This is a genomic window from Winogradskyella alexanderae (assembly GCF_020166335.1).
Classification (GTDB): domain Bacteria; phylum Bacteroidota; class Bacteroidia; order Flavobacteriales; family Flavobacteriaceae; genus Winogradskyella; species Winogradskyella alexanderae.
The window spans coordinates 277,303-303,992 of sequence record NZ_JAIUJR010000002.1; the positions used below are offsets into that span (position 1 = coordinate 277,303).

Genomic DNA, 26,690 nt, shown 5'->3' on the forward strand with positions numbered 1-26,690 from the left:
ATAAATAGTTAAACATTACGTATCTTTACATTGTAAATTAAATACAATGGCAAAGAAAAAATCAATCAAAGAATCAGACATTATAAGCTTCTACATGGATTATGTTCTGTCTCATGGAGAACAGCCTAAATCTGTCTATGCTTTTGCAAAGCACAACAATTTTGAAGAACAAAAATTTTATGAATTTTTTGGTTCTTTTGAAACATTAGAACAAGCTGTATTCAAAATATTTTTTGATAATGCTCACGATGTACTAGAAAAGAGTGAAGATTACCTCACATTTGATCCTAGAAATAAACTACTTAGTTTTTATTATACCTTTTTTGAGATTTTAACAGCAAACAGAAGTTATGTTGTTCATGTGCTTGAAGAAAATAAAGACCAACTTAAATCAATTAAAACTTTAAGTAAGTTAAAACAAAGATTTACAAATTACATTGAACATCTGAATATCAAAACTGTCGATTTTAAGCAAGACCAGTTTGAAAGAATACAAAAAAGAGGATTAAAGGAAACTGCATGGTTGCAACTATTGTTGACGATGAAATTTTGGATAAATGATACCTCACCTTCTTTTGAAAAGACAGACTTGTTTATAGAAAAATCTGTGAGAGCAAGTTTTGATCTTATAGATACATCTCCAATTAAAAGCTTAATAGACCTCGGTAAATTTTTATACAAGGAAAAAATGCACATGAACTAGATGAAAACTATTGATAGTATTCCAATTACAAAAATATCCCGAGCGTCAAAATTAGTAACAACAGGTGCTAAGGTAGGTGTTAATTACCTCAAATATTACGGTGATAAAATCGTTACTACAAAAGAGGAAGCCAAAGAGCGTTTAAATCAAAATAACGCAGAGGACATTTATGACAGCCTGAAAAAGCTCAAGGGAAGCGCCCTTAAAGTAGCGCAAATGTTGAGTATGGAAAAAAGTATTTTACCACAAGCATATGTGGAAAAATTTTCATTGTCTCAATTTTCTGTACCGCCTTTATCTCCTCCATTGGTTATAAAAACATTTATAAAATATTTTGGCAATAAGCCAGAAGCCATATTTGATACTTTTAATGCAACTTCAGTCAACGCTGCAAGTATAGGACAAGTCCATATTGCAGAAAAGGATGGGAAAAAATTTGCTGTGAAAATCCAATATCCTGGAGTTGCAGAAAGTATCGCATCAGATTTAGCTCTGGTTAAACCTGTGGCTATTAAAATGTTTAACATAAAAGGAAAAGATTCTGATAAATACTTTAAAGAGGTTGAGGATAAATTAACAGAAGAAACCAATTATTTGTTAGAAATTGAGCAAAGCCAGGCCGTCGTAGAGGCATGCAGGCATATACCGAACATTAAGTTCCCAACGTATTACAAAGAATTCTCATCTGAGCGCATCATCACAATGGATTTTATGGAAGGTAAACATCTTTCGGAGTTTGTTGCCCACAACGACAATCAAGATTTGTCAAACAAGCTGGGACAGGCGCTATGGGATTTTTACATGTACCAAATCCATAACTTGAAAAAAGTACATGCAGATCCTCATCCTGGTAATTTCTTAATTTCAAAGGAAGGTGAATTGATAGCTCTGGATTTTGGATGTATGAAAGCTATTCCTGATGAATTTTATGTACCTTATTTTGAATTAGCCAAGAGGGAAAGCTTAGAGAATCCAGAAGTCTTTAAACAAAAAATGTACGAATTAGAAATTCTGCGCGAAGACGATAGTAAGGAGGAAGTAGAATTTTTTAGTGATATGTTTTATGAACTATTAAGCCTATTTACGCAGCCTTTTCATAATGAAATATTCGATTTTTCGGATCCGGAATTCTTCAATAAAGTAGGTGAAATGGGTCAGAAATATTCTAAAAGTACAGAATTACGTAACATGAATGGCAATAGAGGTTCTAAGCATTTTATTTACATCAACAGAACGTTTTTTGGACTGTATAATCTCATGTTCGATTTAAAAGCGGAAAATATTAAAATCAATAATTTCCATAATTTGTAGGATGGCACATTTTAGCTTAGAAGATATTAGTAAGATGCATCATTTGTATCGCATCAACTTAATTAATAGTTGTTCTGGCTACAAGTCTGCTAACCTCATTGGAACAAAAGACAAAAAGGGTGTGAGTAATGTTGCCGTTTTTAGTTCTATTACACATTTGGGCTCTAATCCTGGTTTGTTAGCGTTTTTCCTTAGACCCACATCAGTTATAAGGAACACCTATGAGAATATTAAATCAACAGGGAAGTATACCCTTAATCACATTCATGACGGAATTTTGGAGGATGCGCATCATACATCAGCAAAATATCATTCTACCATCTCAGAATTTGATGTAACGGCTTTAGAAGAAGAGTACAGAGACAACTTCTCTGCACCCTTTGTTAAGGGTTGCCCTATTCAAATCGCTATGAGTTATGTAGAAGAATATCCAATTAAGGTCAATAATACCATTTTACTTATCGGAAAAATTGAAAATCTCTATGTTCCAGATGAACTGCTTGAAAAAGATGGATTTATAAATTTGTCAAAAGGTAAAATAGCCACAATTAACGGACTTGATGGATACGCTGTTCCAGAATTAAAGAAACGCCTAGAATACCAACGCCCAAAACCACAATTTGCAATTCCTAATGACTAATGCGAATACTAATTACAGGCACAACAGGCTATATAGCCAAAAGACTAGCGCTCCAGCTATTAGAGGATAAGCACGAACTTATTTGTTGTGTCCGTGATATGAATCGTATTCCGGATGAAATAGAAGAACACCCACTTTGTTCTTTCATCAAAGTCGATTTTCTAAAACCTGAACACGCAAAAATACCTGAAGACATAGATGCTGCCTATTACCTCATACATTCCATGGCAACAGATGCGGATGATTTTGAGGACTTAGAGCGTCAATGTGCTCTTAATTTCAAAAATCTAGTTGAAGTCACTAATTGTAAACAAGTAATTTACCTAAGTGGTATTGTCAATGATGATTCCCTTTCAAAACATTTAAAATCGCGTTTACAGGTAGAAGAAACCCTTAAATCCAATACATACGGATTAACAACGTTTAGAGCAGGAATTATTGTAGGCAGTGGGAGTGCATCTTTTGAAATCATTAGGGATATTGTTGAAAAGCTTCCCATCATGGTTACACCAAAGTGGTTGAATACCAAAACGCAACCATTAGGAATTAGGGATGTACTCACCTATTTAACAGGTGCTCTAGGCAAAAAAGCACTTTACAACAAATCGTATGACATTTTCGGTCCAGAAGTCTTAACCTACAAAGAAATGCTTCTACAGTTTGCAGAAGTACGCGGTTTAAAGCGCTATATCTACACCTTACCAGTATTGACACCAAAGCTATCGTCTTATTGGCTATACTTTGTTACTTCGACATCCTTTCAATTAGCTCAAGCCTTGGTAGATAGTATGAAGGTTGAAGTAATCGGTAAACCGAGTGACATAAACACACATATAGCTATTGAACCAATGTCGTACAAAACTGCTGTAGAACTTGCGTTTCAGCGGATTGAGCAGAACAGTGTTATATCCAGCTGGAAAGATGCTGTAAGCAGTGGTCGTTTTAAAGACCAATTGTCAAAGCATATCGAGTTGCCTCAATACGGCTGTTTTAAAGATGTACGCTCTAGAAAAATTAAGGATGAAGAATTTACTCTTAACAAGATTTGGAGCATTGGAGGACGCAACGGATGGTATAGTTTTAACGGCTTATGGAAACTCAGAGGATATGTAGATAAGTTGTTTGGTGGTGTTGGTTTAAGACGAGGTCGAACGCATGACACTTATCTAGAGGCTGGTGATCCATTAGATTTCTGGCGCGTGCTGTTTGCAGACAAAAATGAAAAACGGCTTTTGTTATTTGCCGAAATGAAGCTACCTGGAGAAGCGTGGCTAGAGTTTAAAATTGTCAATGATAAATTGTTTCAGCGTGCCGTATTCAGGCCAAAAGGTGTTTGGGGAAGGTTATACTGGTATATGGTTCTCCCTTTTCATGCTTTTGTCTTTAAAGGAATGATAAAAGCTTTGGTAGAACCAAAATAAGTAGATTAGAATAGTGGTATGTCATTACGAAAGAGCGAAGAATGAGGAACGAGAAATCTCAAAATATTGAGATATCTCACATGCGTTCGATATGACAAATTGATTTTAATATGCCCAAAAGAATAAAAAAAGAACATTTACCAGAAAAAATATGTCCTGTTTGCGAGCGCCCGTTCCTATGGCGCAAAAAATGGGCAAAAGACTGGGAAAACGTTAAATATTGTAGTGAAAAATGCAGAAGACAGAAATAAATAACCTGGTTTGGTTTAGAAACGACTTAAGAACAGAAGATAATACTGTTTTGGCAGAAGCTTGTAAAAATGGAGACAGCGTTATTGGCTTATATTGCTTTGACCCGCGTCAATTCGAAGTCAATACCTACGGATTTAAAAAGACCGAAAAGTTTAGAGCCAAGTTTTTAATAGAAACAATACAAAATTTAAAGGCGCAATTAGATCAATTGAACATTGACCTTTTGGTATACCACGATATACCGGAAAACGTCATTCCTCAAATTTGTGATAAATACAAAATAACAGACATTTATATTCAAAAAGAATGGACTAAGGATGAGGTTGAGATTGACAATGCTGTGAAATCTAAAACTGAAGGAATCAACTGGCGTTCATTTTATAATCAGTTTTTATTCCATCCAGAAGATATTAATTTCCAAATCGCTAGTACACCACAAGTCTTTACAGTATTCCGAAAAAAACTTGAAAAATATATAGATATCAAAGAAGAATCTGTGGTTGCTCAACAACCTATAGATAATAGGGTAGAAAATAGCACCAATATACCAACAATCACAGATCTAGGTTTTAAAGATTTTGAAAGTCATCCAAGCTCTGCCTTCCCGTTTAAAGGAGGTCAAACAGAAGCACTGAAACGATTGAACGATTACTTCTTCAACACTAAAAAACTCGGGTATTATAAAAAGACAAGAAACGGACTTGTTGGTATAGATTACAGTTCTAAATTCTCACCTTGGTTGGCTAATGGTAGCATATCAGCAAGAACCATTTATTGGAACGTAAAGCAATTTGAAAGAGAATATTTTAAAAATCAATCCACTTATTGGCTTGTTTTTGAGCTTATTTGGCGTGATTACTTTAAGTATATATCCTTAAAACATGGCAACCAAATCTTTAAACTCGAAGGTATTCTTCAAAAAGATTACAAATGGTTTACCAGTCAAGTGCAAATAGATCGTTGGATTAATGGCGAAACCCATTCAGATTTTGTCAATGCAAATATGATTGAATTAAAAGAAACAGGCTGGATGAGCAATCGTGGTCGTCAAAATGTTGCAAGTTATTTTGCCAAAGAATTAGAACTCGACTGGCGCATTGGTGCATCGTACTTTGAGTCTCTATTACTCGATTATGATGTGCACAGCAACTATGGTAATTGGATGTATGTGGCTGGTGTAGGTAACGACCCTAGAGACCGAAAATTTAATGTAGACTTACAAGCCGATCGTTACGATGCTAATGGTAAGTTCAGAAAACTTTGGCTTCAAACAAGCTTGTTTTAAACATGAAAAAGAAAGAACATATAATTGTATTTCCGCATCAACTTTTTAAGAACACACCCATTCTTGATATTGATTGTGACATACATATTGTTGAAGAATTTTTATTCTTTAAGCACTATAAATTCCATAAACAGAAAATTGCATTCCATCGTGCATCGATGAAAGCTTACGTAGATTATCTTCAAGGCAAAGGAAAAACTATAAACTATGTAGAAGCAACTTCAGAAAATAGCGATGTTCGTAAGTTGATTCCTAAGTTAATTGAGGATGGCTTAGAAAAGCTACACATAATTGATCCAACGGATAATTGGTTACAAAAGCATATCAACAAAAGTGCTCAGAACATACAAATTGAATGGTACGAGAACCCTCTTTTTATAAATACAAAAGACGACTTAAGTTCATTTTTTAAACCAACTAAGAAAAAATTTTTTCAAACCTCATTTTACAAAGACCAAAGAAAAGACCGAGGTATTTTAATGCTCTCTAACGAACCTGAAGGTGGAAAATGGACATACGACTCGGATAATCGTAAGAAATACCCCAAAGACAAAACACCACCAAACATTCAGTTTCCAGATAAAAGTGATTACCATAAAGAAGCAGAAAACTATGTAAGAGCAAATTTTAGTGATCATTATGGTGCACTTAATGATTTTGTAAATTATCCAATAGACTTTGAATCGGCCGAACAGTGGCTACAACAATTCTTTATAAAGCGCTTTCACGATTTCGGATCATACGAAGATGCCATCGTAAAAGAAGAACATTTTCTTAACCACAGTTTGCTGTCACCACTCATTAATGTTGGTTTATTGAATCCAGCAGAAGTGATTGAAAAAGCTATTGCTTATGCTAAAGAAAATAATGTACCAATCAACTCTACCGAAGGATTTGTGAGACAAATACTAGGCTGGCGCGAATTTATACGGGGTGTATATGAGGTAAAAGGTACAGAAGAGCGGACTAAAAATTTCTGGAATTTCAATAGAAAAATACCTTCATCGTTTTATGATGGTACAACAGGAATTAAACCAGTTGACGATGTCATAAAAAAGGTACTAAAAACAGGCTATGCGCACCATATAGAGCGTTTAATGATACTGGGAAATTTCATGGTATTGTGTGAGTTTGATCCTGATGAAGTGTATAAATGGTTTATGGAGCTGTTTATAGATGCTTACGACTGGGTAATGGTACCTAACGTCTATGGCATGAGTTTATACGCAGATGGTGGTTTAATGTCAACAAAACCCTACATAAGCAGTAGTAATTATATCATGAAGATGAGCAACTACTCAAAAGGCGACTGGCAAAACACTTGGGACGGCCTGTTCTGGACTTTTATGGATAAACATCGCGATTTCTTCTCGAGTAATCCGAGACTCAGTATGCTCTTAGGAAACTTAGACAGAATGAAAAAAGAAACCCTAGAAAATCATTTTAATAACGCAAAAAACTTTATTGAAAAACTTTAAATGATCGATAAACAACATATTAATGTCGTTTGGTTTAAGCGCGATTTAAGACTTCAGGATAATGAAGCAGTTGCCAATGCCCTAAAAAACGGTAAACCTACGCTTCTACTCTATGTGTTTGAGCATATTTTGCTTAATGACAATCATTACAGCGAAAGACATTTTAACTTCATTAAAGAGTCTTTAAGAGATATTAATGCTCAACTAAAACAGCACAACACAAAAGTATTATCCGTTACAAATGATATACAGAGTACGTTTAATCTAATTCAAGAAATCTATAAAATTGATGCCATTTATTCACATGTCGAAACAGGTATTTTGGTAACCTACAATCGTGATAAAGAATTCAATCGCTACTGTAGAAATAATTTTATTCAATGGAAAGAAAGTAAGAATAATGGTGTAGAACGTGGATTGGTAAACCGAGATAATTGGTTTGAAAATTGGGAAAATTACATGCAACAACCACTGGCAGATTTTCAACCCAATGCCAACCAATTTTTGTCTTTTGATGCTATAGCTCAGTTCGAAAGTGTTCTGACGGAAACCGATTTAGAAACACCAACTAATACCCCTTTTCAAAAGGGTGGTAGTACAATGGCCTGGAAATATGCAAATTCATTTTTTGAGAGCAGGCATGAAGACTACATGTCTAATATTTCAAAGCCTGAAGCATCACGAAGCAGTTGTAGCAGGCTTTCACCTTATATCTCTTGGGGAAATGTATCTATTAGACAGATCTTTCAAAAAGGTCAGGATATAAAACAACAGTCAGACAACAAGCGCCACATTGGTGCCTTTCTATCGCGACTAAGATGGCAGGCGCATTTCATTCAAAAATTTGAGATGGAACATACCATGGAAAATGCGAGCGTTAACAAAGGCTATCACAAACTTAAAAAGAGTATTTCAAAAGAATACCAAAAAGCATGGAAAGAAGGTCAGACTGGCTTTCCATTGGTAGATGCCAGCATGAGATGTCTTGTTGAAACTGGGTATGTAAATTTTAGAATGCGTGCAATGCTAGTATCCTTCTTTACCCATATATTATGGCAACCATGGCAAAATGCGTCAGAGCATTTGTCACAGCAGTTTTTAGATTTTGAACCTGGCATTCATTTTCCGCAATTACAAATGCAAGCCGGTGAAACAGGCATCAATAATCTCAGAATTTACAATCCTACATTAAACGGACTTAAACATGATCCTGATGCAGTTTTTATTAAAAAATGGGTGCCAGAATTAGCACATTTAGATACTCCTTTCATACATGAACCTTATCTAATGACTGAGCTAGAACAAGGACTTTACAGCTTTAAACTTGGCGTAGATTATCCTGAGCCAATAGTGAACATAAAGGAAAATCGTAAACGTGCAAGTGAGATACTGTGGAACATGAAAGAAGACCCAGAAGTGGTAAAAGAAAGTTTTCGCATTTTAAAACGACATACTCTACAAGACAGAAGCCGTATGTTAAAAAACGAGTAGACTGGCCAATCTAGTATCCTTTTTCTTACAATCATAATTCTGTGTTAATTTTGTTTAACTATTCATCCAAAAGGTTAAACATTGTGTATATTTACATAGATATGATACTGAATACAACACATCATAACCCGGACCATAAACAGATCATAGCAGATCTAGTAGGACAACCATTTAGTTTGGTACAAAAATTGAAAATGAAAGGTATAGGCTCCAAACGAATGATTATTGATGAAGTAAGTCCTAACATGCAAAGCCTGATGAATACGGTCTCAGATATTAATTATGGAAGTATAGAATTAAGACCCAAGGGTATTCTGGTTAGGATAACAAAAGGATTAAAAAGTTTCACTTGGATTATACCTTATTATCAGTTAGTTATTTATAAAACTAACGGTTCTAGCTTACACGCTCAAGGACGTTTTGTTCATTTCAGAAATAACAAAACATTCAAGGAAAATAAAAAGTTTTTTGATAGGCTTTTGGATGAAAAGGTAAAGTATGACATGCAGTATGCAATGCCATCACAATTATGAAGTTAGAAGCGAGAGACATAGACCGTATAATTGAAATGGCCTGGGAAGACCGCACACCTTTTGAGGCAATTACATTTCAATTTGGATTAAAAGAGCAAGAAGTCATTGACCTAATGCGAAGAGAAATGAAACCAAGTAGTTTCAGAATGTGGCGAGAACGGGTTCAGGGGCGTGCAACAAAACACAGTAAAAAAAGAACGTTTGACAAGGGCAGATTTAAATGTTCGCGTCAAAGAACAATATCAAATAACTCTATATCAAAACGTTAACACGTGCTTTGATTTAAGCTTGGAGTACTTAAAGACAGCACATTAAAAAGATTCTATGAAAACAGAAACTATTTCCCAAAAAAACGGACATCAACTAAACGGTTTTACAACAGAAGACATAGGTGATGACCACTTATTTACAAGTTTAGAGACACCAATGAAGCCAAACGCTTTTGAAATGTCTAATGATGAAAAGAAACAACGTATCTCAATATTATTTTCCGAAATAATGGACGTGTTAGGTTTAGACCTAACGGATGATTCATTAAAAGGAACGCCAGACCGTGTTGCGAAAATGTATATTGAAGAAATATTCTCAGGATTAGATCCAGAGAACAAACCAAAAGTGGCTTTGTTTGACAACAAATACCAATACAACCAAATGTTGGTCGAAAAGGACATTACCTTTTATTCAAACTGCGAACATCACTTTGTACCCATAATTGGTAAAGCTCATGTGGCTTATAAATCATCGGGTAAAGTAATTGGATTATCTAAACTAAACAGAATTGTACAATACTACGCAAAGCGTCCTCAGGTACAAGAGCGTTTAACCCAACAAATTGGTAATGAATTAAAGAACATACTTGAAACAGAAGATGTTGCAGTTATTATTGATGCTAAACATCTATGCGTATCATCAAGAGGTGTAAAAGATGATACTTCAGCAACAGTAACAACATATTATGGTGGCGTGTTTAACTCACCAGAAAAAATTGCAGAATTACAAAACTATATAAATAATTAGCTATGGATATTTTAGAAAAAGCAATTGAATTTGAGAACAGAAAGTTTTCTTTCAAAAATACAAGCGACAGAATTTTAGCCGCAAGAGAAGCTAAAGAAATTATACTTGGCGTAAATGAAATATATAAACAAAAAAAAGACGCCAAATTAATGGATTTAATGAAGCGCCTTACAGTAATAAAACAGAAAATAGAAAAACGCCTTAAAGGTCGTCCGCTAACAGCAGCGTAATTAAAAATATGAAAACAATAATTGTGGTTGGAGGAAGCAAAGGCATAGGCAAGGCAATTGTCTCGTCTTTGCTCACCTCTAATAAAGTAATAAACCTAAGCCGAACTGCTCCAGAGCGATCACACGAAAATCTTGAGCATCACAAATGTGATATTACTACTGATGAATTACCGGAAATAGAAAAAGCCGATGGTTTGGTGTACTGTCCTGGCAGTATAAATTTAAAGCCAATAAACAGATTAAGCATTGAAGATTTTAAGAACGATTTTGAAATTAATGTTCTTGGTGCTGTAAAAGCAGTTCAAAAGTATTTACCAGCTTTAAAAAAAGGCGACAAACCTGCAATGGTATTTTTTAGTACTGTAGCATCAAAACTTGGTATGCCATTTCATGCAAGTGTTGCAACCTCAAAATCGGCAATTGAAGGTTTAACCAAATCACTAGGTGCAGAACTCGCACCAACCATACGAGTTAATGCTATAGCGCCAACCGTAACAGATACGGATTTGGCCTCAAAGCTATTGCGTAATGAACGGTTAGTTGAGAACATGAATGAGCGCCATCCACTAAAAAAATACTTGCAACCAGAGGAAGTAGCGGACATGGCAACGTTTTTACTCTCAGATAAGGCTGCGTCTCTTTCAGGTCAAGTTTTTGAAATGGATTGTGGTATAGTAAGTTTTAAAATTTAATTAAATGAACCCAATAAAAGCCTTTGTTGGCACACTCAAAACTGTAGATAACGACGTTGTTTCAAAACCTTCAGTACCATTATATAATATTGAAATAAATGCTTTGAATGGAAAGGCTATAGATCTTTCAGAGTTCAAAGGAAAAAAGATTTTATTTGTCAATGTAGCATCAAAATGTGGTTTTACACCTCAGTACACAGAACTTCAAAAATTGAGCGACACCTTCAAAAATGAACTTGTTGTTATCGGTGTTCCTTGTAATCAATTTGGAAGTCAGGAACCTGGCGATGCAGAAGAAATACAGGAATTCTGTGAGGTGAACTTTGGTGTATCTTTTTTAATTACCGAAAAAATTGATGTCAAAGGTCCAGACCAGCATCCATTATACCAATGGTTAACAAAAAAATATCTCAACGGGAAACAGAATTCTTCAGTAAAATGGAATTTCCAAAAATACCTTATAGATGAAAATGGTGAGTTTTTAGATTACTTCTATTCAATTACAAAACCATTCAATAATAGAATTACCAAGTACTTAAACTAAATAGCATGTTTGGAATTTTTAAAAAGACGTCTGAAGTAGAGAAACTTCAAAAGAAGTATGAAAAACTTATGGCAGATTGGCACAGACTCTCCACAACAAACCGATCAGAGAGTGATAAAAAATATTCGGAAGCCCAAGAAATATTAGACAGGATTGAATCCTTAAAGAATGAATAGATTTGAAAAAAATCTATTTGTTCATAGTATTTCTGCTAATTAATTTCGGTGGCCTAGCTATTGGCAATCTTATTATGGGCGAAGGTCCAACAGGTGAATGGTACAATACACTTAGAAGAGCACCTTGGACACCCCCTGGATGGGTATTTGGTGCTTCCTGGACTTTAATAATGCTTTGTTTTTCATGGTATTTGGCCGAATTATTTATAATTCGAGCTTCTAAATTTTTGTGGTCAATCTACACACTTCAAGTAGTATTGAATGTTAGTTGGAATTGGCTTTTTTTCAACAAGCACTTAACAGGGATAGCCTTATTGGGACTTATTCTTTTAACCCTAGTCATAACCTATTTCTTTATTACCTTTAGGAGCGATAGGCTAAAAAATGCCAAATATCTACTCCTGCCATATATCTCATGGTTATGTGTGGCTATATCTTTGAACACATATGTAGTGGTTAACAATTAATTAAAATGAAAATCTACACATTACATAAAACGCAGAAATTACCTATAACGCTAGATGAAGCTTGGAAATTCCTTTGTAATCCTGCCAATCTTTCAAAACTAACACCAACAGAAATGAACATGAAAATTATTTCTGGTGCAGACCGACCTATGTATGCTGGACAGGTTTTACAATATAGCGTTACACCATTGCCTGGATTTAAAACCAAATGGGTAAGTGAAATCACGCAGTATCAGGAAAAAAAATATTTCGTGGACCTTCAGCTTTATGGACCTTATGCATTTTGGCATCACAAACATTTTGTACACGAGATTGAAGGTGGAGTTGAGATGGAAGATATTATAGATTATAAAGTACCTCTCGGTATTCTCGGTAGATTAGTTCATCCAATACTGGTTAAACCCAAGCTCGAATCTATTTTCAATTTCAGGAAAGAACAATTAGAACAACTATTCGGAAAATTTTAATTATGCAGACACCATTAACTATTTTTTGGTTTAGACGAGATTTAAGGTTAGACGATAATGCAGGCTTATACAAGGCATTACGAGGCGAAAACAAAGTTATGCCTATTTTTATTTTTGATTCTGAGATACTGAACAAGTTGCCTAAAAACGACCCACGTATTACATTTATTCATGATACACTTCAAGAAATGCGTGAAACGCTTCAAAATGAGCATCAAAGCAGTATCGCTATGTATCATGGCAAACCAATTGATATTTTCAACAAACTTGTTGATGAACATGATGTTGTTAGTGTCTATACAAATCATGATTATGAACCCTATGCAACCAATAGAGATAAGGATATAAAAACATTCCTAGAAGCAAAAAATATTGAATTTAAAACCTTTAAAGATCAGGTTATTTTTGAAAAAGACGAGGTTGTAAAAAAAGATGGTAATCCCTATGTCGTATATACACCTTACATGCGTACCTGGAAGGAAAAATTCAAGACTCTTGATTTTAAAATATTTTACACCAATGACTATCTCAATAATTTAGTCAAAAACAGTAATCTATCAAATCTGTCACTTTCAGACATTGGTTTTGAAAAATCGGAGCAAGAAATTGCACCATACGATGTTACACCAACTTTAATACAACAGTATGAAGAAACACGCAACTTCCCAGCAAAGGAAGCAACATCGCGCCTAGGGCCACATTTAAGGTTTGGCACGGTTAGCATTAGAAAAATGATGAAAAAAGCCATCAATGAAAAAAATGAAACTTTTTGGCAGGAACTCATCTGGCGTGAATTTTTTATGCAAATTTTATGGCATTTTCCGCATACCAAGAATAAAGCGTTTAAATCTAAATATGACAGAATTGAATGGCGAAACAATGAAGAGGAGTTTAAGTTGTGGTGCGAAGGAAAAACAGGTTATCCTTTAGTAGATGCAGGTATGCGACAATTAAATGAAACGGGATTTATGCACAATCGCGTAAGAATGCTCGTTGGCAGTTTTCTTTGCAAACATTTATTAATTGACTGGCGATGGGGAGAAGCATATTTTGCAGAAAAACTACACGATTATGAAATGGCAAGTAATGTAGGTAATTGGCAATGGGTTGCCGGTTCTGGTGTAGATGCGGCGCCTTACTTCAGAATTTTTAATCCAACCTCTCAGATTAAAAAGTTTGACAAAGACATGAAATACATTAAAAAATGGGTTCCTGACTATCAAGAGCTTACCTATCCAGAAAAAATAGTAGATCACAAAATGGCGAGAGAACGCTGTTTAGAAACTTATAAAACAGCATTAAATTAACACAATTATAAATAATTATTTAAAATATTCACTTTTTAATAATAACTTACATAATAAATTAAAATATTTACCGTTGTTACTTTAAGACGTTAACGTCTTGACCTGAAAATAACCATTTCAAAAACAATTCTAAAAGCTCTGATGTGCCTCGGGGCTTTTTTTATTTTTTTATTCTGAACATAATCTTTTCTTAAAACAAATAGGCCTATTTTTAGTTACCTTTAGAAGGCTTTATAAAAATAAGTCAATATGAATACTTGGGATGTCGCCAGCAAATGGCACCGACTGTGCACCGAAGGTAAAAACCTAGAGTGTATAGAGGAACTTTATGACAAAAATATATCGAGTACAGAGATGCCTGGCATGCCTCGTTTTTCAGTCACTACGGGTAAGCAAAGCGTATGGAATAAAAACAAAGAATGGTTTGATAACGTCAAGGAATTGCATAGTAGCAGTTTTACAGAGCCTATTGTTGCTGGTCGTCACTTCACATCTAAGTTGGAATTTGATATTACGTTTAAGGACAGAGGAAGACAACAAATGGAAGAAATTGGTATCTGGGAAGTAAAAAATGGAAAAATTGTTAGTGAACAATTCTTTTACATGATGTAATACATATTCAGATCGTTTATAAAACAATAATTAATTACCTGGCAATCTTTCAATTTTAGCACCAATAGCTCGTAGTCGATCATCTATATTCTCATAACCACGATCAATCTGCTCGATATTATGAATGATTGAAGTTCCTTTTGCAGAAAGCGCTGCAATTAGCAAGGAAATACCTGCTCTAATATCTGGCGAAGTCATTGTAGTTGCCTTCAATGTAGATTTAAAATCATGACCAATGACAGTGGCTCTGTGCGGATCACAAAGAATTATTTTTGCTCCCATATCAATCAATTTATCAACAAAGAACAAACGACTTTCAAACATTTTTTGATGCACCAGCACTTCACCTCGAGCTTGAGTAGCTATTACCAAAACTATACTTAAAAGATCTGGCGTAAAGCCTGGCCAAGGTGCGTCTGCTATAGTTAGGATGGACCCATCAATGTAGTTCTGAATTTGATATCCATTCTTATGCGCAGGAATATGTATGTCATCGCCTTGCTGCTCCACTGTTATTCCCAGTTTTCGAAAAACATTAGGTATTTGTCCTAAATCTTTCCAGCTTACATCCTTAATGGTAAGTTCACTTTTTGTCATTGCCGCTAAACCGATCCAACTTCCAATTTCAATCATATCAGGAAGCATGGTGTGTGTTGTACCGCCAAGACTTTTGACACCTTCAATAACCAACATATTGGAACCAATACCACTGATTTTGGCACCCATTCGGTTTAACATTCTACAGAGCTGTTGCAAATAAGGTTCACAAGCAGCATTATATATCGTTGTTTCCCCTTCGGCTAAAACAGCTGCCATGACAATATTTGCCGTACCTGTAACGGAGGCCTCATCTAGAAGCATAAAAGTTCCTTTGAGCTTTTCTGCCTCAACACCATAAAAATGATCTTCTCTGTTATATCTGAAGCTAGCACCTAGATTAATAAATCCTTCAAAATGGGTGTCCAGGCGTCTACGACCAATTTTATCTCCACCTGGCTTTGGTATGTAACCTTTACCAAAACGTGCTAATAATGGCCCTACAATCATTATAGAACCTCGTAACCCACGTCCTTCTACCTTAAAATCATCAGACTCCAAATAGTCTAAATTGATATGTTCTGCCTTAAACGTATATGTGTTGCCATCTAGTTTATTAACCTCAACACCAAGGTTACTGAGTAATTTTATGAGTTTATTGACATCAACAATATCAGGTATATTATTAATAGTAATTGTTTCCGGAGTTAATAGAACTGCACACAATACCTGAAGCGCTTCATTTTTTGCACCTTGTGGCTTTATAGAACCCTTTAGTTGGTGGCCACCTTCTATTTTGAATGTACTCATACGTCTTAGTAACGTTTTCTACTGCTAGAATATTTCTTTTTGGATTTTTTACCACCTTTACTACCGTATTTAGACTTTGCACGCATTAAGCTCGCAGAATCAGATAGATCTTCCTCGCTGTTTTTAAGATTAATTTTTCCCTCCGATAATTCATAAAGATGGTCAAATATTACTGAATCCTCCACACTATCCTTATTCCAATTTAGGTAACATTTTTTCATATGGTTAGCGATTGTGTAAATTAAAGCATCCTTCATTTCACCATCGTCCCAAGTTCTGGCAACATCTATCATAGTTTTAATGTTGTTTCCATAGAAACGATACTTAGGATGATTTTGAGGGTATCTTAGAGGATCAGGGCTTGAGGAAAGCTCCTCTTTTGAAGGTTTTGGAAATGGGGAATCTGCATCCAACTCAAAGTCGGACATTATAAATAGCTGATCCCATAATTTATGCTGAAAATCCGGCACATCCCTTAAGTGTGGCTGCAAATTGCCCATTACAGATATTATGGCCTTAGCAAGTTTATTTCGCTCTTCTTTTGTTTCGCGTGTTTTAGCATAGTTAATCATCTTTTGAAGATGACGCCCGTATTCCGGAATAATTAAATGCTCGCGTTCTGTGTTGTATTCTAAATCGTCAATCAAAATAATAATAATGTGTAGTAAACATAAGCAAAACCCGTAGTCTTTAGGTTTTGTTGCAAAGTACAAAAAATAATGAAGCTTAAAAGGATTTTAAAGGGAAATTACACCTTCAATTTTTGTTGCAACCTCTTTGTATTTTGCAATTACACTATCAGGATTCTTCATTCTAACATTTACGGAAATACTTGTGTATTTACCATTTTTAGAAGTCCTAGTATTTATTACAGCGCCTAAATGATTAAAAAGCTCTTTGAGGTTATTGATTTTTTCAGTTTCAGAAATTACAATAAACTTATATAAATAGGTTGTTGGCCACATGGCCGTATCTTGGAGCTGTACTTTAAGTTTTTTATAAAATTCTTCCGAATTTCTAGACTCGTTCATATCACAAATTTACGACTGCAAAGATACGCTTAACTTTGCATTTTTCTGTCTTATTTTTTATCACGATTTTTACTGCAAAAATATTGCCAATTTGACGCCAAAGAAAATTGTAATTACAGGTGGGCCAGGTACAGGTAAATCCTCAATTATTAAACACCTAAAAACAAGAGGATTTCTGTGCTATGATGAAATCTCAAGACAAGTCACACTTCAAGCTAGAAAAGATGGTATAGAACAATTGTTCTTAGCTAATCCACTATTATTTAGCAAAAAACTACTTGATGGCAGAAAACAACAGTTCTTAGATGCTACAAACGAAACCAAAAATGTTGTTTTTTTAGATAGAGGACTACCTGACGTATTGGCTTATATGGATTTTATAGGTGATACTTATCCGCATCATTTTGTGCAAACCTGCCAAAATCATATTTACGACTACATTTTTGTACTAGCGCCTTGGCAAGAAATTTTTACTTCAGATAGTGAACGCTACGAAAATTTTGAACAAGCAATAGACATTCATCACCATCTATTAAAGACTTATAAGCGATTTGGTTACCATTTAATTGATGTTCCTTTTGAATCTATAGAAAAACGTTCGGATTTTGTTCTTGAGGTCTTAAATTTGTAGCAATGCATTCAATTGAAGTTTTAGAGCGTTACTGGAATTATACTTCTTTTAAGCCTCTACAAGAAGATATCATAAACGCTGTCATTGACAATGAAGACACCTTTGCCCTACTACCAACAGGTGGAGGAAAATCAATTTGTTTTCAAATACCAGCCTTAATAAAAGATGGCACCTGTATTGTGGTATCACCATTAATTGCCTTAATGAAAGATCAGGTCAATGCCTTAAAGCAAAAAGGCATAAAAGCAATTGCTCTAACATCTGGCCTTTCGTATAAAGATTTGGATACCCTATTGGACAACTGCATTTATGGCAACTATAAATTTCTTTATCTATCACCAGAACGACTACAGCAACCATTGGTACAAGAGCGCATACAGCGTATGAAAGTTAATCTTATTGCTGTTGATGAAGCACACTGCATAAGCCAATGGGGAAATGATTTTAGGCCAGCTTACAAGAATATTTCGGTTTTAAGGGATATTCACCCTCATGTTAATTGCATTGCGCTTACAGCAACTGCTAAATACGACATTGTAAGTGATATCATTAAAAATCTCGATTTTGTTTCACCAAAAATATTCCAGGGATCATTTAACCGACAAAACATTGCTTATCAAGTTATACACACAGATGACAAGCTCTACCACTTGCAAAATCTATTGAAAAAGCACGATGGCTCGGCCATAATCTATGTGAGAAACAGAAGAGCAACAACTGAAATCCATAATTTTTTAACTGCTAAAGGATTCTCCTCTACTTTTTATCATGGTGGCATTACAAACAAAGAAAAACAAGAGCGACTAGAGCAATGGACCAATAATCGTAAAAAAATCATGGTTGCTACTACAGCATTTGGTATGGGAATTGACAAGGCCAATGTAAAAACCGTAATACACTTCAATTTACCAGAAAGCTTAGAGAGTTATTACCAAGAAGCAGGTCGAGCTGGTCGTGACGGAAATGATGCGTACGCCTATATTTTAAAGCAACATATTGACGAAGATCGTTTAAAAAACCAGTTCTTAAGTACCCTACCTTCAATTGATTATATTAAGTTGGTATACAATAAACTCTGTAATTATTTTCAAATATCTTATGGTGAAGGTAAAAACACGCAACATCAATTCGATTTTAAAACGTTTTGCAGCACATATAGTCTCAATTCTAGTATTACTTATAATGTATTAATAGCATTGGACCGAAATGGTATTATAACACTAGCGCAGCAGTTTAATTTTAGAACAAAAATTCAGTTCTTAATTAAAAGCGATCAGCTCTTTCACTATTTGGATAAGAACTTAAAGCTCAATACTTTGGTCAAAGTACTCTTGCGCACTTATGGCGGAATCTTTGATTACGAAACCAAAGTGAATCTTAATTTAGTAATCAAAAAGTCCGATTTAGACGAAAAGGAAGTTTTAAAACAACTTCAAATTTTAGAGAAAGATTCTATTATTAGCTTACAAATTGCGAATACCGATTCTGAAGTTATATTTTTGAAACCACGCGAAGACGATGTGACCATTAATCCCATTTCGAAAACTATTGCACTTCAACATACGTTGAAACACCAGCAGATACAGGCAGTTATTGATTATATAAATAATGATAAAACGTGCAAAAACAAGCAACTTCTTTCATATTTCGGGGAAAAAATAGAGGTAAATTGTGGCAACTGTTCCGTATGCAGAGCAAATGAAACCGAAAAAGGTTTAGTTTCTAAGGACAACATTTCAGAACAAATTTTGGACGCTTTGAATAAAGACGACTTAACATCTCGACAATTATTAAATCGAATCGATTGTACTGAAACACAATTATTTCAAAGTTTAACGGAACTTATAGAACTAAAAAAAATAGGAATTACAGAAACAAACACATATAAAAAAATATGACAACCAAGCGCAACTTGAGAATCGTATTCATGGGAACCCCAGATTTTGCAGTAGCAACGCTTAAGGCCCTGTTAGATCATAATTATAATATCGTAGGTGTTATAACAGCTCCTGACAAACCTGCTGGCAGAGGACGAAAGCTGAGAGCCTCAGCAGTAAAAGAGTTTGCGATAGAACATAATTTAAATGTGTTACAGCCAACTAACCTAAAAGCAGAAAACTTTGTAGAAGAACTAAAAGCACTAAATGCCAATTTACAAATTGTTGTAGCCTTCAGAATGCTACCAGAAGTTGTTTGGAAAATGCCCGAATTTGGGACCTTTAATTTACACGCTTCACTATTACCACAATATAGAGGTGCTGCACCAATCCATTGGGCTATAATTAATGGTGAAACCGAAACAGGTGTTACAACCTTTTTTATAGATGAAAAAATTGATACTGGAGCGATTATCTTATCTGAAAAAATATCTATTGAGTCAAACACCACAGTTGGCGAATTACATGACGAGCTCATGATATTAGGAAGTAAACTGGTTATTAAAACTGTTAAACAGATTGAGCAAAATGAAGTTACGACCTCCATTCAACCTAAATCTAAACAACTCAAAACGGCTTACAAGCTAAATAAAGAGAATTGCAAGATTAATTGGAATGCATCCCTGTTACACATTTATAATAAAATTAGAGGATTAAACCCTTTCCCTGCAGCTTGGTGTTATTTAGACAATGATGATTCTGAACCTATGGCAATAAAACTATATGATGTTGAAAAGTTAGAAAGAAAGCACAATTTAAGTGGAGGAACTATTGTTGTAGGCGAGAATAAACTAAAAGTTGCCTGTAGTGGTGGTTATATTTTAATTAAAGAAATACAGTTGCCAGGAAAACGAAAAATGGATGTAAAATCGTTACTTAATGGGTTTCGGTTTTCAGAAAATGCAAAACTTCGTTAAGCCCTTATTGCCATTGGCTTAGTAAAAAATCCGACAAAACGCGTGGCTTTATTAACAAAAGGCTCAACTTATTAACAAAAACGCCGTTTTCCCTTGCTATTACTTGTGTAGCTTAATATTCCTCATAAATTTGTGTACGGATTTTTAAAAAGTATTTTTAAAACCGAATTTTTAACAATTTAAAATTAAAATTTTATGAACAAAACAGATTTAATCAATGGTATGGCAGAGAATGCTGGTATCACTAAAGCTGCTGCTAAAAAGGCATTAGACTCTTTATTAATTGACATTGAGGGCGCATTACAAAAAGGTAACAGAGTTTCTTTAGTTGGTTTTGGTTCTTGGTCAGTATCTAGAAGAGCTGCAAGAGACGGAAGAAACCCACAAACTGGTAAAACAATCAAGATAAAAGCAAAAAATGTAGTAAAATTTAAGGCAGGTTCTGACTTAAATAGCGCTGTAAACTAAGATATTTTTCTTTTAGGAAAAAGCCTGCTGAAATAGCAGGCTTTTTTTGTTGACCTAAGTTTATAGTACCAAAGTTGTATAATTCACAAAAATACTCTAGATTAGATAATGTATTAATAACCAAACCAATGAAACCGGAAAAAGGCAATTTACTCATTGCAGAACCATCTATAATTGGCGACTTATCCTTTAACCGTGCAGTGATTCTATTAGCAGATCACAATGCTCTGGGTTCGGTTGGCTTCATTTTAAATAAGCCATTAGAGTATAATTTAAAAGATTTGGTTGACGGTACGGAATCTGAATTCACAGTTTACAATGGTGGCCCTGTAGAACAGGACAATCTATATTTTATACACAAATCACCAGAACTTATACCAAACAGCGTTGAGATTTCAAATGGTATTTTTTGGGGCGGTGATTTCAATGTGGTTTTAGATCTTATTAATTCAAATAAAATCTCTAAGAATGATATTCGATTCTTTTTAGGATATAGTGGTTGGGCAGAGCAACAACTAGATAACGAGCTAGAATCTAACGCCTGGCTAGTCTCCGAAAACATTTATGACAATGAGATTATTGCCAAAAGCTGTAATTCCTTTTGGCGTGAAAAGATGTTAGAACTCGGCGGCGAGTATAGTATCTGGTCTAATGCACCAGAAAATCCGAGTTATAATTAAAGTAATCTGAGTTTTGCGTTTATTTTAGTGATGACCAACTTGGCAAAGTCTGCACCGTATTCTTTTTTGCGGTATTTAGAAATAGGTTGAATACCAACAATTACATTGGTGATAAACATTTCATCTGCCTTTTGAAGTTCAAATGGTGAAATAGACGCTTCCTCTACAATAAGATTAACATCCTTGCGCAATACATCCAAAACTTGTTGACGCATAATGCCTTTTAAACAGCCATCTTCAAGTGGTGGTGTTTTAATACGATCGCCTTTAACCAAAAAGAGATTACCATTTAAGGCTTCGATTATGCTCTTATTGGTATTAAAAATCAAACAATTATGAAAACCATTTTCTTTGGCATAAATACTTCCCATAACCTGTATGGCTTTATTATTTGACTTTAAACCAGACAACAGCCCTGGTGCAACATAGTAATCCTTATACAGATCAACTTCATAAAAACTATCGTCAATAGTGTAGAAAGGATTAGGATGCACTTCCGCAACTATATAATAATTGATATTGGCATCCTTTTTTGGCAAATACTTTCCACCTTCTCCTCTATCTACATTAAGTCGCACGCGCGCAACTGCATTGCTTAAATTATTGGCCTCAACGGTTTTAAGGATTTCGTCCTCTAGAAATTCCATGGTAAAATTCATTGGAATATCCATTCGCATTATTCGCATGGAAGCCATTAACCTAAAATAGTGGTCTTCCCAAAAGAAGATCTTACTATTTACGACTTTGAGCGTTTCAAAAAGTGCATCGCCATACTTGTAACCACGATTTTCAGGGCTAAGTTTAGACTCGGAAAGAGAAACAAGTTCTCCATTAAAATTTACCATAAAAAAAGTCCCGATTTATGTTAAAAAAATCGAGACAAAGATATAATAGAATAGTCAGTTACGTGTTAAGCAGAACCTAAAACTTGCTTTAGACTTGAGATTTGATTTTCCCACAACATTTTTGCTTCATCTACCTCATCATCTTCGGCAAAATCCGTAACCATCAAGGAAACATCTTTAGTAATCTCATCTACTTGTATGCGCATTTCAAAGTAGTACGATGCACCATCTTCCTCATCGACCATCCATCTAAACTTAATACGTTCGCTACTTTTTTTACTCAATAATTTTGCACGCTCTTCTGAGCCGTCCCATATGAATGTAAATAACTCACCACGCGAGTTAACATTATCTGCAAACCACTCGGAAAGTCCTGAAGGCGTAGAAATATATTGATATAATAAGGAGGGAGAAGCATGAATTACAAACTCCATTTCAAATTTTTCTTTGTCGTCCATTTAAGGTAAGTATTATGTGCTCAATATATACATTTATGGTACAATTCAAAACTTTATTATAAAATTATTTTTTTAGAATCTTCTGTTTGTTGTCGCAGAATTTGTTTTTATATTTGCACCCGCAATAATGGCGAGGTAGCTCAGTTGGTTAGAGCGTCGGATTCATAACCCGGAGGTCTCGAGTTCAAATCTCGATCTCGCTACAGCAGTAAAAGCCCAGTACTAAATGTACAGGGTTTTTTTATGCGCCAATCGCAAACGTGTTTGCTAGTGCAGGCTCACAAAAAAAATCCTATGCAACGCGAAGTGTTGAAGGGCTTTTACTATTGTACACTTTCTTAACACAGATTCACCGAAACTAAATCCTCAAGTATTAAATCCATTGCATGATTTTTGTCATTTCTTTTGCGCAAAGGTATTCCTAACTTTATGCATTGCTGAAAAAGAGTAAGCTCTAATTTGAAACTAAGTCAAAAAGTATTAATCCAAAAAAGAGTACTTATGCGCATACAAGTAAAAGATTTTATGTCAGCTCCAGTCACAGCTGCTATGAAAGATGAAAACGTTTTGGAAATTAGAACACTGATGAAAGAAAAGGGAATCCACGCCATTCCAATTATTTCATATGCCAATGACAAGCTAAAGGTCGATAAGACTATCGAAGGTATTATAACTGCAACAGATATCAGTGAAGAAGTGAGTAATGATGCCACAATAGAAGATATCATGACAGCTTCAAACGTTTTAGTGGTTCACGTCGATGCAAGTGCTAAAGCAGCTGCAAAAATGATGCTGAAACACAATGTACATCACATAGTAGCAATGGAAGACGGTGAAATTAAGGGTATGCTCAGTTCTCTGGACTTTGTCAAATTAGTAGCAGAACATTCATTAGAATAAGTGAACTAACATCAAAAAAAGCCGTTGTTACAACATTATTAGTCATGACAAATATCATGTTTATTTCAATGAACTTAGCGTAACTTTATTAATTATACAATTGATACGTCAATTTTGTATCTAAATTTAAGAATATGGCAAAAGTTAAAGGAGCAATAGTTGTTGACACCGAGACCTGTAAAGGTTGTGAAGTCTGTATTCCGGTTTGTCAAGAAAACGTCATAAGCATGTCTACAACCGTTAACCGAAAAGGCTACCACTATGCCTATATGAGCAATCCTGACGCATGTACAGGATGTACCAATTGCGCTATAGTTTGTCCCGATCGTGCCATTACGGTGTATCGTGCAAAAGTCTAAATGTATTTCATTAAAACATAATATATGTCCGAATTAAGATTAATGAAGGGAAATGAAGCATTAGCTGAAGCCGCCATTAGAGCGGGTGCTGATGCTTATTTTGGATATCCTATCACGCCTCAATCTGAGGTTATTGAATATTTAATGACAGAACGTCCTGAAGAACGAACTGGAATGGTTGTCTTACAAGCCGAGAGTGAGGTTGCCGCCATCAATATGGTTTATGGTGCTGCCAGCACTGGAAAACGTGCTATGACCTCATCGTCAAGTCCAGGCGTTTCTCTTAAGCTTGAAGGCGTGTCTTATTTGGCTGGTGCCGAATTACCAGCCGTAATCGTAAATGTGATGCGAGGAGGACCAGGTCTTGGAACCATTCAACCGTCACAAGCCGATTATTTCCAAGCGGTGAAAGGTGGTGGTCACGGTGACTACAAATTGTATGTTTTAGCACCTGCCTCAGTACAGGAAATGTCCGATTTTGTGTCTGATGCCTTTGATATCGCTTTTAAATACCGTGCACCAGTTTTAATTCTATCCGATGGATTAATAGGTCAAATGATGGAAAAAGTAGTGCTAAAGGACCAGAAAGATCGTATGCCAGATGAAGAGATTATCAAACGCTATGGTAGCTGGGCCACAACAGGTAAAAAAGGAAGAGAACGAAATATCGTCACCTCACTGGATTTGATACCGGAAAAAATGGAAGCACGAGTACATCGATTAATGAAGAAATATGAACAGATGGAACGTGAAGACCTACGTTATGAAATGATACAATGTGAAGATGCCGAATATCTTTTCGTTGCCTATGGTTCAAGTTCCAGAATAGCACAAAAAGCGGTACAATTAGCACGAGAAAAAGGTATTAAAGTTGGCCTGTTAAGACCGATAACCTTATTCCCTTTCCCAAAACAACAATTACTAGTACTAGCGCATCAGGTGAAAGGCATATTGAGTGTTGAGTTAAGCACCGGACAAATGGTTGAAGATGTGAGATTGGCTGTTAAGGGTAGAGTGCCTGTTAAACATTATGGTAGAACTGGGGGAAGCATTCATACACCTGAAGAAGTTTTGGAAGCCTTAGAACAAAAAATAATAAGCGATGGAAGTAATTGATATCATAAAACCCGAAAATCAGGTATTTAATAAAACCTGCTTAATGACTGATACAACCTTGTCTTACTGTCCAGGTTGCGGTCATGGCGTTGCACACAACCTAGCCATGGAAGTCATTGACGAATTAGGCATTGTCGAAGATACTATTGGAGTTGCTCCTGTAGGTTGTTCGGTATTGGCGTATGATTTTATGAATGTAGATATTACCCAAGCCGCTCATGGACGTGCTCCTGCCCTAGCAACAGCTATTTCAAGAACATGGCCTGATAAATACGTGTTTACCTATCAAGGTGATGGTGATTTGGCAGCAATTGGCACGGCCGAAACGATTCATGCGTGCAACAGAGGGGAAAACATCGTAATCATATTTGTGAATAACGGTATTTACGGAATGACAGGAGGCCAAATGGCACCGACTACTTTACCTGGTATGTCTACCTCAACCTCCCCATATGGCAGAGACATCGAGACCATGGGAATGCCATTAAAAATTACCGAACTCATTGCAAATTTGCCGGGAACATACTATGTAACACGTCAAGCCGTCCATACGCATAAGCATGTACGGAAAGCGAAGAAGGCTATTAAAACAGCCTTTGAAAATACACGATTAAAGAAAGGTCTCTCTTTTATAGAAATTGTGTCCAATTGTAACTCCGGATGGAAAATGAATCCAAACGATTCAAATGTGTGGATGGAAGAAAATATGTTCCCCTATTTCCCATTAGGCGATATTAAAGTAAAAGGCAAATTAAAACAATAGTCATGACAGAAGAAATTATTATAGCAGGATTTGGTGGTCAAGGTGTATTATCCATGGGAAAAATACTGGCATACTCAGGCATGATGCAAGGTGAAGAAGTGAGCTGGATGCCATCTTACGGACCTGAAATGCGTGGTGGTACGGCCAATGTCACGGTTATACTAAGTGACGACCGTATAAGTTCACCCTATTTAAAAGTCTATGATACAGCCATTATCCTCAACCAGCAATCCATGGATAAGTTTGAACACTCGGTGAAACCCGGTGGTGTTTTAATTTATGATCCTAATGGTATTATAGATCACCCAACCAGAACCGATATTGCTATCTATCAGATTGAAGGCAATCGCTTGGCTACAGAAATGGGTAATAAGAAGGTGTTTAATATGATTGTATTGGGTGGCTTCTTGAAGGTGAAACCCATAGTGCAGCTAGACAATGTGATTGCAGGCTTAAAGAAATCTTTACCGGAACGCTATCATCACTTAATTCCTTTAAACAAGGAAGCCATTACAAAAGGCATGCAGCATATAATCTCTTATAAAGTTGAAAGTGCACTGATTGATCATTAGTGACGTTTAATACATCAATCAGAAACACAAATGATGTGTA

Annotated in this window: 34 protein-coding genes and 1 tRNA gene; 30 read left to right on the plus strand and 5 right to left on the minus strand. The window is 35.4% G+C overall.

Going from position 1 to position 26,690, the window contains the following annotated elements; translation table 11 throughout:
• The first annotated feature begins 46 nt into the window (after window positions 1-46).
• From LBU54_RS04700 to LBU54_RS04790, 19 genes are all read left to right on the plus strand, one after another.
• Window positions 47-703 carry a TetR family transcriptional regulator C-terminal domain-containing protein gene (locus tag LBU54_RS04700; protein WP_224526561.1) on the plus strand — a complete coding sequence of 219 codons (657 nt, stop codon included), beginning with the start codon at window positions 47-49 and terminating at the stop codon, window positions 701-703.
• The gene (locus tag LBU54_RS04705) at window positions 704-2,014 is read left to right on the plus strand and encodes an ABC1 kinase family protein (RefSeq protein WP_224526564.1); all 1,311 of its coding nucleotides are present in this window, start codon (window positions 704-706) and stop codon (window positions 2,012-2,014) included.
• A 1-nt stretch (window position 2,015) separates the two neighbouring features.
• Window positions 2,016-2,654: a flavin reductase family protein gene (locus LBU54_RS04710; RefSeq protein ID WP_224526566.1), complete on the plus strand. Its 639-nt coding sequence runs from the start codon at window positions 2,016-2,018 to the stop codon at window positions 2,652-2,654.
• Window positions 2,654-4,075 carry an SDR family oxidoreductase gene (locus LBU54_RS04715; RefSeq protein WP_224526569.1) on the plus strand — a complete coding sequence of 474 codons (1,422 nt, stop codon included), beginning with the start codon at window positions 2,654-2,656 and terminating at the stop codon, window positions 4,073-4,075. The genes LBU54_RS04710 and LBU54_RS04715 overlap by 1 nt, the downstream gene beginning before the upstream one ends.
• A gap of 122 nt (window positions 4,076-4,197) precedes the next feature.
• Window positions 4,198-4,326 (plus strand): DUF2256 domain-containing protein, encoded by a 129-nt coding sequence (locus LBU54_RS04720; RefSeq protein ID WP_224527061.1) that lies wholly within the window; start codon window positions 4,198-4,200, stop codon window positions 4,324-4,326.
• On the plus strand, window positions 4,308-5,612 hold the full coding sequence (locus LBU54_RS04725; RefSeq protein WP_224526570.1) for a DASH family cryptochrome: 1,305 nt from the start codon (window positions 4,308-4,310) through the stop codon (window positions 5,610-5,612). Before LBU54_RS04720 ends, LBU54_RS04725 begins: the two co-directional genes overlap by 19 nt.
• A gap of 2 nt (window positions 5,613-5,614) precedes the next feature.
• Window positions 5,615-7,090 (plus strand): cryptochrome/photolyase family protein, encoded by a 1,476-nt coding sequence (locus LBU54_RS04730; protein ID WP_224526572.1) that lies wholly within the window; start codon window positions 5,615-5,617, stop codon window positions 7,088-7,090.
• On the plus strand, window positions 7,091-8,581 hold the full coding sequence (locus tag LBU54_RS04735; RefSeq protein ID WP_224526575.1) for a cryptochrome/deoxyribodipyrimidine photo-lyase family protein: 1,491 nt from the start codon (window positions 7,091-7,093) through the stop codon (window positions 8,579-8,581).
• A 101-nt stretch (window positions 8,582-8,682) separates the two neighbouring features.
• Entirely contained in the window at window positions 8,683-9,114 is a 432-nt protein-coding gene (locus LBU54_RS04740) for a hypothetical protein (protein WP_224526577.1), read from the plus strand.
• Window positions 9,111-9,383 (plus strand): TIGR03643 family protein, encoded by a 273-nt coding sequence (locus tag LBU54_RS04745; RefSeq protein WP_224526578.1) that lies wholly within the window; start codon window positions 9,111-9,113, stop codon window positions 9,381-9,383. The genes LBU54_RS04740 and LBU54_RS04745 overlap by 4 nt, the downstream gene beginning before the upstream one ends.
• Window positions 9,384-9,438: 55 nt before the next feature.
• The gene (folE, locus tag LBU54_RS04750) at window positions 9,439-10,131 is read left to right on the plus strand and encodes a GTP cyclohydrolase I FolE (RefSeq protein ID WP_224526580.1); all 693 of its coding nucleotides are present in this window, start codon (window positions 9,439-9,441) and stop codon (window positions 10,129-10,131) included.
• Between the two features lie 2 nt (window positions 10,132-10,133).
• Window positions 10,134-10,361, plus strand: a complete 228-nt coding sequence (locus LBU54_RS04755) for a hypothetical protein (RefSeq protein WP_224526583.1) — start codon at window positions 10,134-10,136, stop codon at window positions 10,359-10,361.
• A gap of 8 nt (window positions 10,362-10,369) precedes the next feature.
• Window positions 10,370-11,053 carry an SDR family NAD(P)-dependent oxidoreductase gene (locus LBU54_RS04760; RefSeq protein ID WP_224526586.1) on the plus strand — a complete coding sequence of 228 codons (684 nt, stop codon included), beginning with the start codon at window positions 10,370-10,372 and terminating at the stop codon, window positions 11,051-11,053.
• A 4-nt stretch (window positions 11,054-11,057) separates the two neighbouring features.
• Window positions 11,058-11,597 carry a glutathione peroxidase gene (locus tag LBU54_RS04765; RefSeq protein WP_224526589.1) on the plus strand — a complete coding sequence of 180 codons (540 nt, stop codon included), beginning with the start codon at window positions 11,058-11,060 and terminating at the stop codon, window positions 11,595-11,597.
• A gap of 5 nt (window positions 11,598-11,602) precedes the next feature.
• Entirely contained in the window at window positions 11,603-11,773 is a 171-nt protein-coding gene (locus LBU54_RS04770) for a Lacal_2735 family protein (RefSeq protein WP_224526592.1), read from the plus strand.
• Window positions 11,774-11,775: 2 nt separating this feature from the next.
• Window positions 11,776-12,240, plus strand: coding sequence for a TspO/MBR family protein (locus LBU54_RS04775; protein ID WP_224526595.1), 465 nt, complete (start codon window positions 11,776-11,778; stop codon window positions 12,238-12,240).
• Window positions 12,241-12,245: 5 nt separating this feature from the next.
• On the plus strand, window positions 12,246-12,707 hold the full coding sequence (locus tag LBU54_RS04780) for an SRPBCC family protein (protein ID WP_224526600.1): 462 nt from the start codon (window positions 12,246-12,248) through the stop codon (window positions 12,705-12,707).
• Between the two features lie 2 nt (window positions 12,708-12,709).
• The gene (locus tag LBU54_RS04785) at window positions 12,710-14,014 is read left to right on the plus strand and encodes a cryptochrome/photolyase family protein (protein ID WP_224526603.1); all 1,305 of its coding nucleotides are present in this window, start codon (window positions 12,710-12,712) and stop codon (window positions 14,012-14,014) included.
• Window positions 14,015-14,263: 249 nt separating this feature from the next.
• Window positions 14,264-14,626, plus strand: coding sequence for a nuclear transport factor 2 family protein (locus LBU54_RS04790; protein ID WP_224526605.1), 363 nt, complete (start codon window positions 14,264-14,266; stop codon window positions 14,624-14,626).
• Window positions 14,627-14,656: 30 nt separating this feature from the next.
• Here LBU54_RS04790 and murA read toward each other — a convergent pair whose 3' ends face one another.
• The 3 genes from murA to LBU54_RS04805 form a co-directional block, all read right to left on the minus strand.
• A complete protein-coding gene (gene murA, locus LBU54_RS04795) occupies window positions 14,657-15,973 on the minus strand; it encodes a UDP-N-acetylglucosamine 1-carboxyvinyltransferase (RefSeq protein ID WP_224526607.1) in 1,317 nt (438 codons plus the stop codon).
• 5 nt (window positions 15,974-15,978) lie between these two features.
• On the minus strand, window positions 15,979-16,620 hold the full coding sequence (locus LBU54_RS04800; protein ID WP_224526610.1) for a DUF4290 domain-containing protein: 642 nt from the start codon (window positions 16,618-16,620) through the stop codon (window positions 15,979-15,981).
• A 90-nt stretch (window positions 16,621-16,710) separates the two neighbouring features.
• Complete coding sequence (locus tag LBU54_RS04805) at window positions 16,711-17,004, minus strand: DUF493 family protein (protein WP_224526612.1); 294 nt, start codon at window positions 17,002-17,004, stop codon at window positions 16,711-16,713.
• A gap of 91 nt (window positions 17,005-17,095) precedes the next feature.
• Between LBU54_RS04805 and LBU54_RS04810 the strand changes: the two genes are divergently transcribed.
• The 5 genes from LBU54_RS04810 to LBU54_RS04830 all read left to right on the plus strand — a co-directional run bounded on the left by LBU54_RS04810 (window position 17,096) and on the right by LBU54_RS04830 (window position 21,637).
• The gene (locus LBU54_RS04810; RefSeq protein WP_224526615.1) at window positions 17,096-17,635 is read left to right on the plus strand and encodes an AAA family ATPase; all 540 of its coding nucleotides are present in this window, start codon (window positions 17,096-17,098) and stop codon (window positions 17,633-17,635) included.
• A gap of 2 nt (window positions 17,636-17,637) precedes the next feature.
• A complete protein-coding gene (locus LBU54_RS04815; protein WP_224526618.1) occupies window positions 17,638-19,533 on the plus strand; it encodes a RecQ family ATP-dependent DNA helicase in 1,896 nt (631 codons plus the stop codon).
• On the plus strand, window positions 19,530-20,489 hold the full coding sequence (gene fmt, locus LBU54_RS04820) for a methionyl-tRNA formyltransferase (RefSeq protein WP_224526621.1): 960 nt from the start codon (window positions 19,530-19,532) through the stop codon (window positions 20,487-20,489). Before LBU54_RS04815 ends, fmt begins: the two co-directional genes overlap by 4 nt.
• A gap of 195 nt (window positions 20,490-20,684) precedes the next feature.
• On the plus strand, window positions 20,685-20,957 hold the full coding sequence (locus LBU54_RS04825) for an HU family DNA-binding protein (RefSeq protein ID WP_224526623.1): 273 nt from the start codon (window positions 20,685-20,687) through the stop codon (window positions 20,955-20,957).
• A gap of 128 nt (window positions 20,958-21,085) precedes the next feature.
• Window positions 21,086-21,637 carry a YqgE/AlgH family protein gene (locus LBU54_RS04830; protein WP_224526627.1) on the plus strand — a complete coding sequence of 184 codons (552 nt, stop codon included), beginning with the start codon at window positions 21,086-21,088 and terminating at the stop codon, window positions 21,635-21,637.
• Here the strand turns inward: LBU54_RS04830 and LBU54_RS04835 are convergent.
• Both LBU54_RS04835 and LBU54_RS04840 read right to left on the minus strand, forming a co-directional pair.
• The gene (locus LBU54_RS04835; protein WP_224526629.1) at window positions 21,634-22,482 is read right to left on the minus strand and encodes an aminotransferase class IV; all 849 of its coding nucleotides are present in this window, start codon (window positions 22,480-22,482) and stop codon (window positions 21,634-21,636) included. The genes LBU54_RS04830 and LBU54_RS04835 overlap by 4 nt on opposite strands.
• Before the next feature lie 65 nt (window positions 22,483-22,547).
• Window positions 22,548-22,940 (minus strand): START-like domain-containing protein, encoded by a 393-nt coding sequence (locus LBU54_RS04840; RefSeq protein WP_224526632.1) that lies wholly within the window; start codon window positions 22,938-22,940, stop codon window positions 22,548-22,550.
• 129 nt (window positions 22,941-23,069) lie between these two features.
• Here LBU54_RS04840 and LBU54_RS04845 point away from each other — a divergent pair.
• From LBU54_RS04845 to LBU54_RS04870, 6 genes are all read left to right on the plus strand, one after another.
• Window positions 23,070-23,143 (plus strand) — tRNA-Met (locus LBU54_RS04845).
• 298 nt (window positions 23,144-23,441) lie between these two features.
• A complete protein-coding gene (locus LBU54_RS04850) occupies window positions 23,442-23,840 on the plus strand; it encodes a CBS domain-containing protein (protein ID WP_224526635.1) in 399 nt (132 codons plus the stop codon).
• A gap of 134 nt (window positions 23,841-23,974) precedes the next feature.
• A complete protein-coding gene (locus LBU54_RS04855; protein WP_224526637.1) occupies window positions 23,975-24,199 on the plus strand; it encodes a 4Fe-4S dicluster domain-containing protein in 225 nt (74 codons plus the stop codon).
• A gap of 24 nt (window positions 24,200-24,223) precedes the next feature.
• On the plus strand, window positions 24,224-25,315 hold the full coding sequence (locus LBU54_RS04860) for a 3-methyl-2-oxobutanoate dehydrogenase subunit VorB (RefSeq protein ID WP_224526641.1): 1,092 nt from the start codon (window positions 24,224-24,226) through the stop codon (window positions 25,313-25,315).
• The gene (locus LBU54_RS04865) at window positions 25,302-26,078 is read left to right on the plus strand and encodes a thiamine pyrophosphate-dependent enzyme (RefSeq protein WP_224526643.1); all 777 of its coding nucleotides are present in this window, start codon (window positions 25,302-25,304) and stop codon (window positions 26,076-26,078) included. Before LBU54_RS04860 ends, LBU54_RS04865 begins: the two co-directional genes overlap by 14 nt.
• 2 nt (window positions 26,079-26,080) lie before the next feature.
• Window positions 26,081-26,650 carry a 2-oxoacid:acceptor oxidoreductase family protein gene (locus tag LBU54_RS04870; protein ID WP_224526645.1) on the plus strand — a complete coding sequence of 190 codons (570 nt, stop codon included), beginning with the start codon at window positions 26,081-26,083 and terminating at the stop codon, window positions 26,648-26,650.
• Window positions 26,651-26,690: the final 40 nt, after the last annotated feature.

Excerpts from the sequence above, each read along its gene's own strand:
- LBU54_RS04700 (WP_224526561.1), top strand. The coding sequence starts at position 47 with ATGGCAAAGAAAAAATCAATCAAAGAATCAGACATTATAAGCTTCTAC.
- LBU54_RS04705 (WP_224526564.1), top strand. The coding sequence starts at position 704 with ATGAAAACTATTGATAGTATTCCAATTACAAAAATATCCCGAGCGTCA.
- LBU54_RS04710 (WP_224526566.1), top strand. The coding sequence starts at position 2,016 with ATGGCACATTTTAGCTTAGAAGATATTAGTAAGATGCATCATTTGTAT.
- LBU54_RS04715 (WP_224526569.1), top strand. The coding sequence starts at position 2,654 with ATGCGAATACTAATTACAGGCACAACAGGCTATATAGCCAAAAGACTA.
- LBU54_RS04725 (WP_224526570.1), top strand. The coding sequence starts at position 4,308 with ATGCAGAAGACAGAAATAAATAACCTGGTTTGGTTTAGAAACGACTTA.
- LBU54_RS04730 (WP_224526572.1), top strand. The coding sequence starts at position 5,615 with ATGAAAAAGAAAGAACATATAATTGTATTTCCGCATCAACTTTTTAAG.
- LBU54_RS04735 (WP_224526575.1), top strand. The coding sequence starts at position 7,091 with ATGATCGATAAACAACATATTAATGTCGTTTGGTTTAAGCGCGATTTA.
- LBU54_RS04740 (WP_224526577.1), top strand. The coding sequence starts at position 8,683 with ATGATACTGAATACAACACATCATAACCCGGACCATAAACAGATCATA.
- LBU54_RS04745 (WP_224526578.1), top strand. The coding sequence starts at position 9,111 with ATGAAGTTAGAAGCGAGAGACATAGACCGTATAATTGAAATGGCCTGG.
- folE (WP_224526580.1), top strand. The coding sequence starts at position 9,439 with ATGAAAACAGAAACTATTTCCCAAAAAAACGGACATCAACTAAACGGT.
- LBU54_RS04755 (WP_224526583.1), top strand. The coding sequence starts at position 10,134 with ATGGATATTTTAGAAAAAGCAATTGAATTTGAGAACAGAAAGTTTTCT.
- LBU54_RS04760 (WP_224526586.1), top strand. The coding sequence starts at position 10,370 with ATGAAAACAATAATTGTGGTTGGAGGAAGCAAAGGCATAGGCAAGGCA.
- LBU54_RS04765 (WP_224526589.1), top strand. The coding sequence starts at position 11,058 with ATGAACCCAATAAAAGCCTTTGTTGGCACACTCAAAACTGTAGATAAC.
- LBU54_RS04770 (WP_224526592.1), top strand. The coding sequence starts at position 11,603 with ATGTTTGGAATTTTTAAAAAGACGTCTGAAGTAGAGAAACTTCAAAAG.
- LBU54_RS04780 (WP_224526600.1), top strand. The coding sequence starts at position 12,246 with ATGAAAATCTACACATTACATAAAACGCAGAAATTACCTATAACGCTA.
- LBU54_RS04785 (WP_224526603.1), top strand. The coding sequence starts at position 12,710 with ATGCAGACACCATTAACTATTTTTTGGTTTAGACGAGATTTAAGGTTA.
- LBU54_RS04790 (WP_224526605.1), top strand. The coding sequence starts at position 14,264 with ATGAATACTTGGGATGTCGCCAGCAAATGGCACCGACTGTGCACCGAA.
- murA (WP_224526607.1), bottom strand. The coding sequence starts at position 15,973 with ATGAGTACATTCAAAATAGAAGGTGGCCACCAACTAAAGGGTTCTATA.
- LBU54_RS04805 (WP_224526612.1), bottom strand. The coding sequence starts at position 17,004 with ATGAACGAGTCTAGAAATTCGGAAGAATTTTATAAAAAACTTAAAGTA.
- LBU54_RS04815 (WP_224526618.1), top strand. The coding sequence starts at position 17,638 with ATGCATTCAATTGAAGTTTTAGAGCGTTACTGGAATTATACTTCTTTT.
- fmt (WP_224526621.1), top strand. The coding sequence starts at position 19,530 with ATGACAACCAAGCGCAACTTGAGAATCGTATTCATGGGAACCCCAGAT.
- LBU54_RS04825 (WP_224526623.1), top strand. The coding sequence starts at position 20,685 with ATGAACAAAACAGATTTAATCAATGGTATGGCAGAGAATGCTGGTATC.
- LBU54_RS04830 (WP_224526627.1), top strand. The coding sequence starts at position 21,086 with ATGAAACCGGAAAAAGGCAATTTACTCATTGCAGAACCATCTATAATT.
- LBU54_RS04835 (WP_224526629.1), bottom strand. The coding sequence starts at position 22,482 with ATGGTAAATTTTAATGGAGAACTTGTTTCTCTTTCCGAGTCTAAACTT.
- LBU54_RS04840 (WP_224526632.1), bottom strand. The coding sequence starts at position 22,940 with ATGGACGACAAAGAAAAATTTGAAATGGAGTTTGTAATTCATGCTTCT.
- LBU54_RS04850 (WP_224526635.1), top strand. The coding sequence starts at position 23,442 with ATGCGCATACAAGTAAAAGATTTTATGTCAGCTCCAGTCACAGCTGCT.
- LBU54_RS04855 (WP_224526637.1), top strand. The coding sequence starts at position 23,975 with ATGGCAAAAGTTAAAGGAGCAATAGTTGTTGACACCGAGACCTGTAAA.
- LBU54_RS04860 (WP_224526641.1), top strand. The coding sequence starts at position 24,224 with ATGTCCGAATTAAGATTAATGAAGGGAAATGAAGCATTAGCTGAAGCC.
- LBU54_RS04865 (WP_224526643.1), top strand. The coding sequence starts at position 25,302 with ATGGAAGTAATTGATATCATAAAACCCGAAAATCAGGTATTTAATAAA.
- LBU54_RS04870 (WP_224526645.1), top strand. The coding sequence starts at position 26,081 with ATGACAGAAGAAATTATTATAGCAGGATTTGGTGGTCAAGGTGTATTA.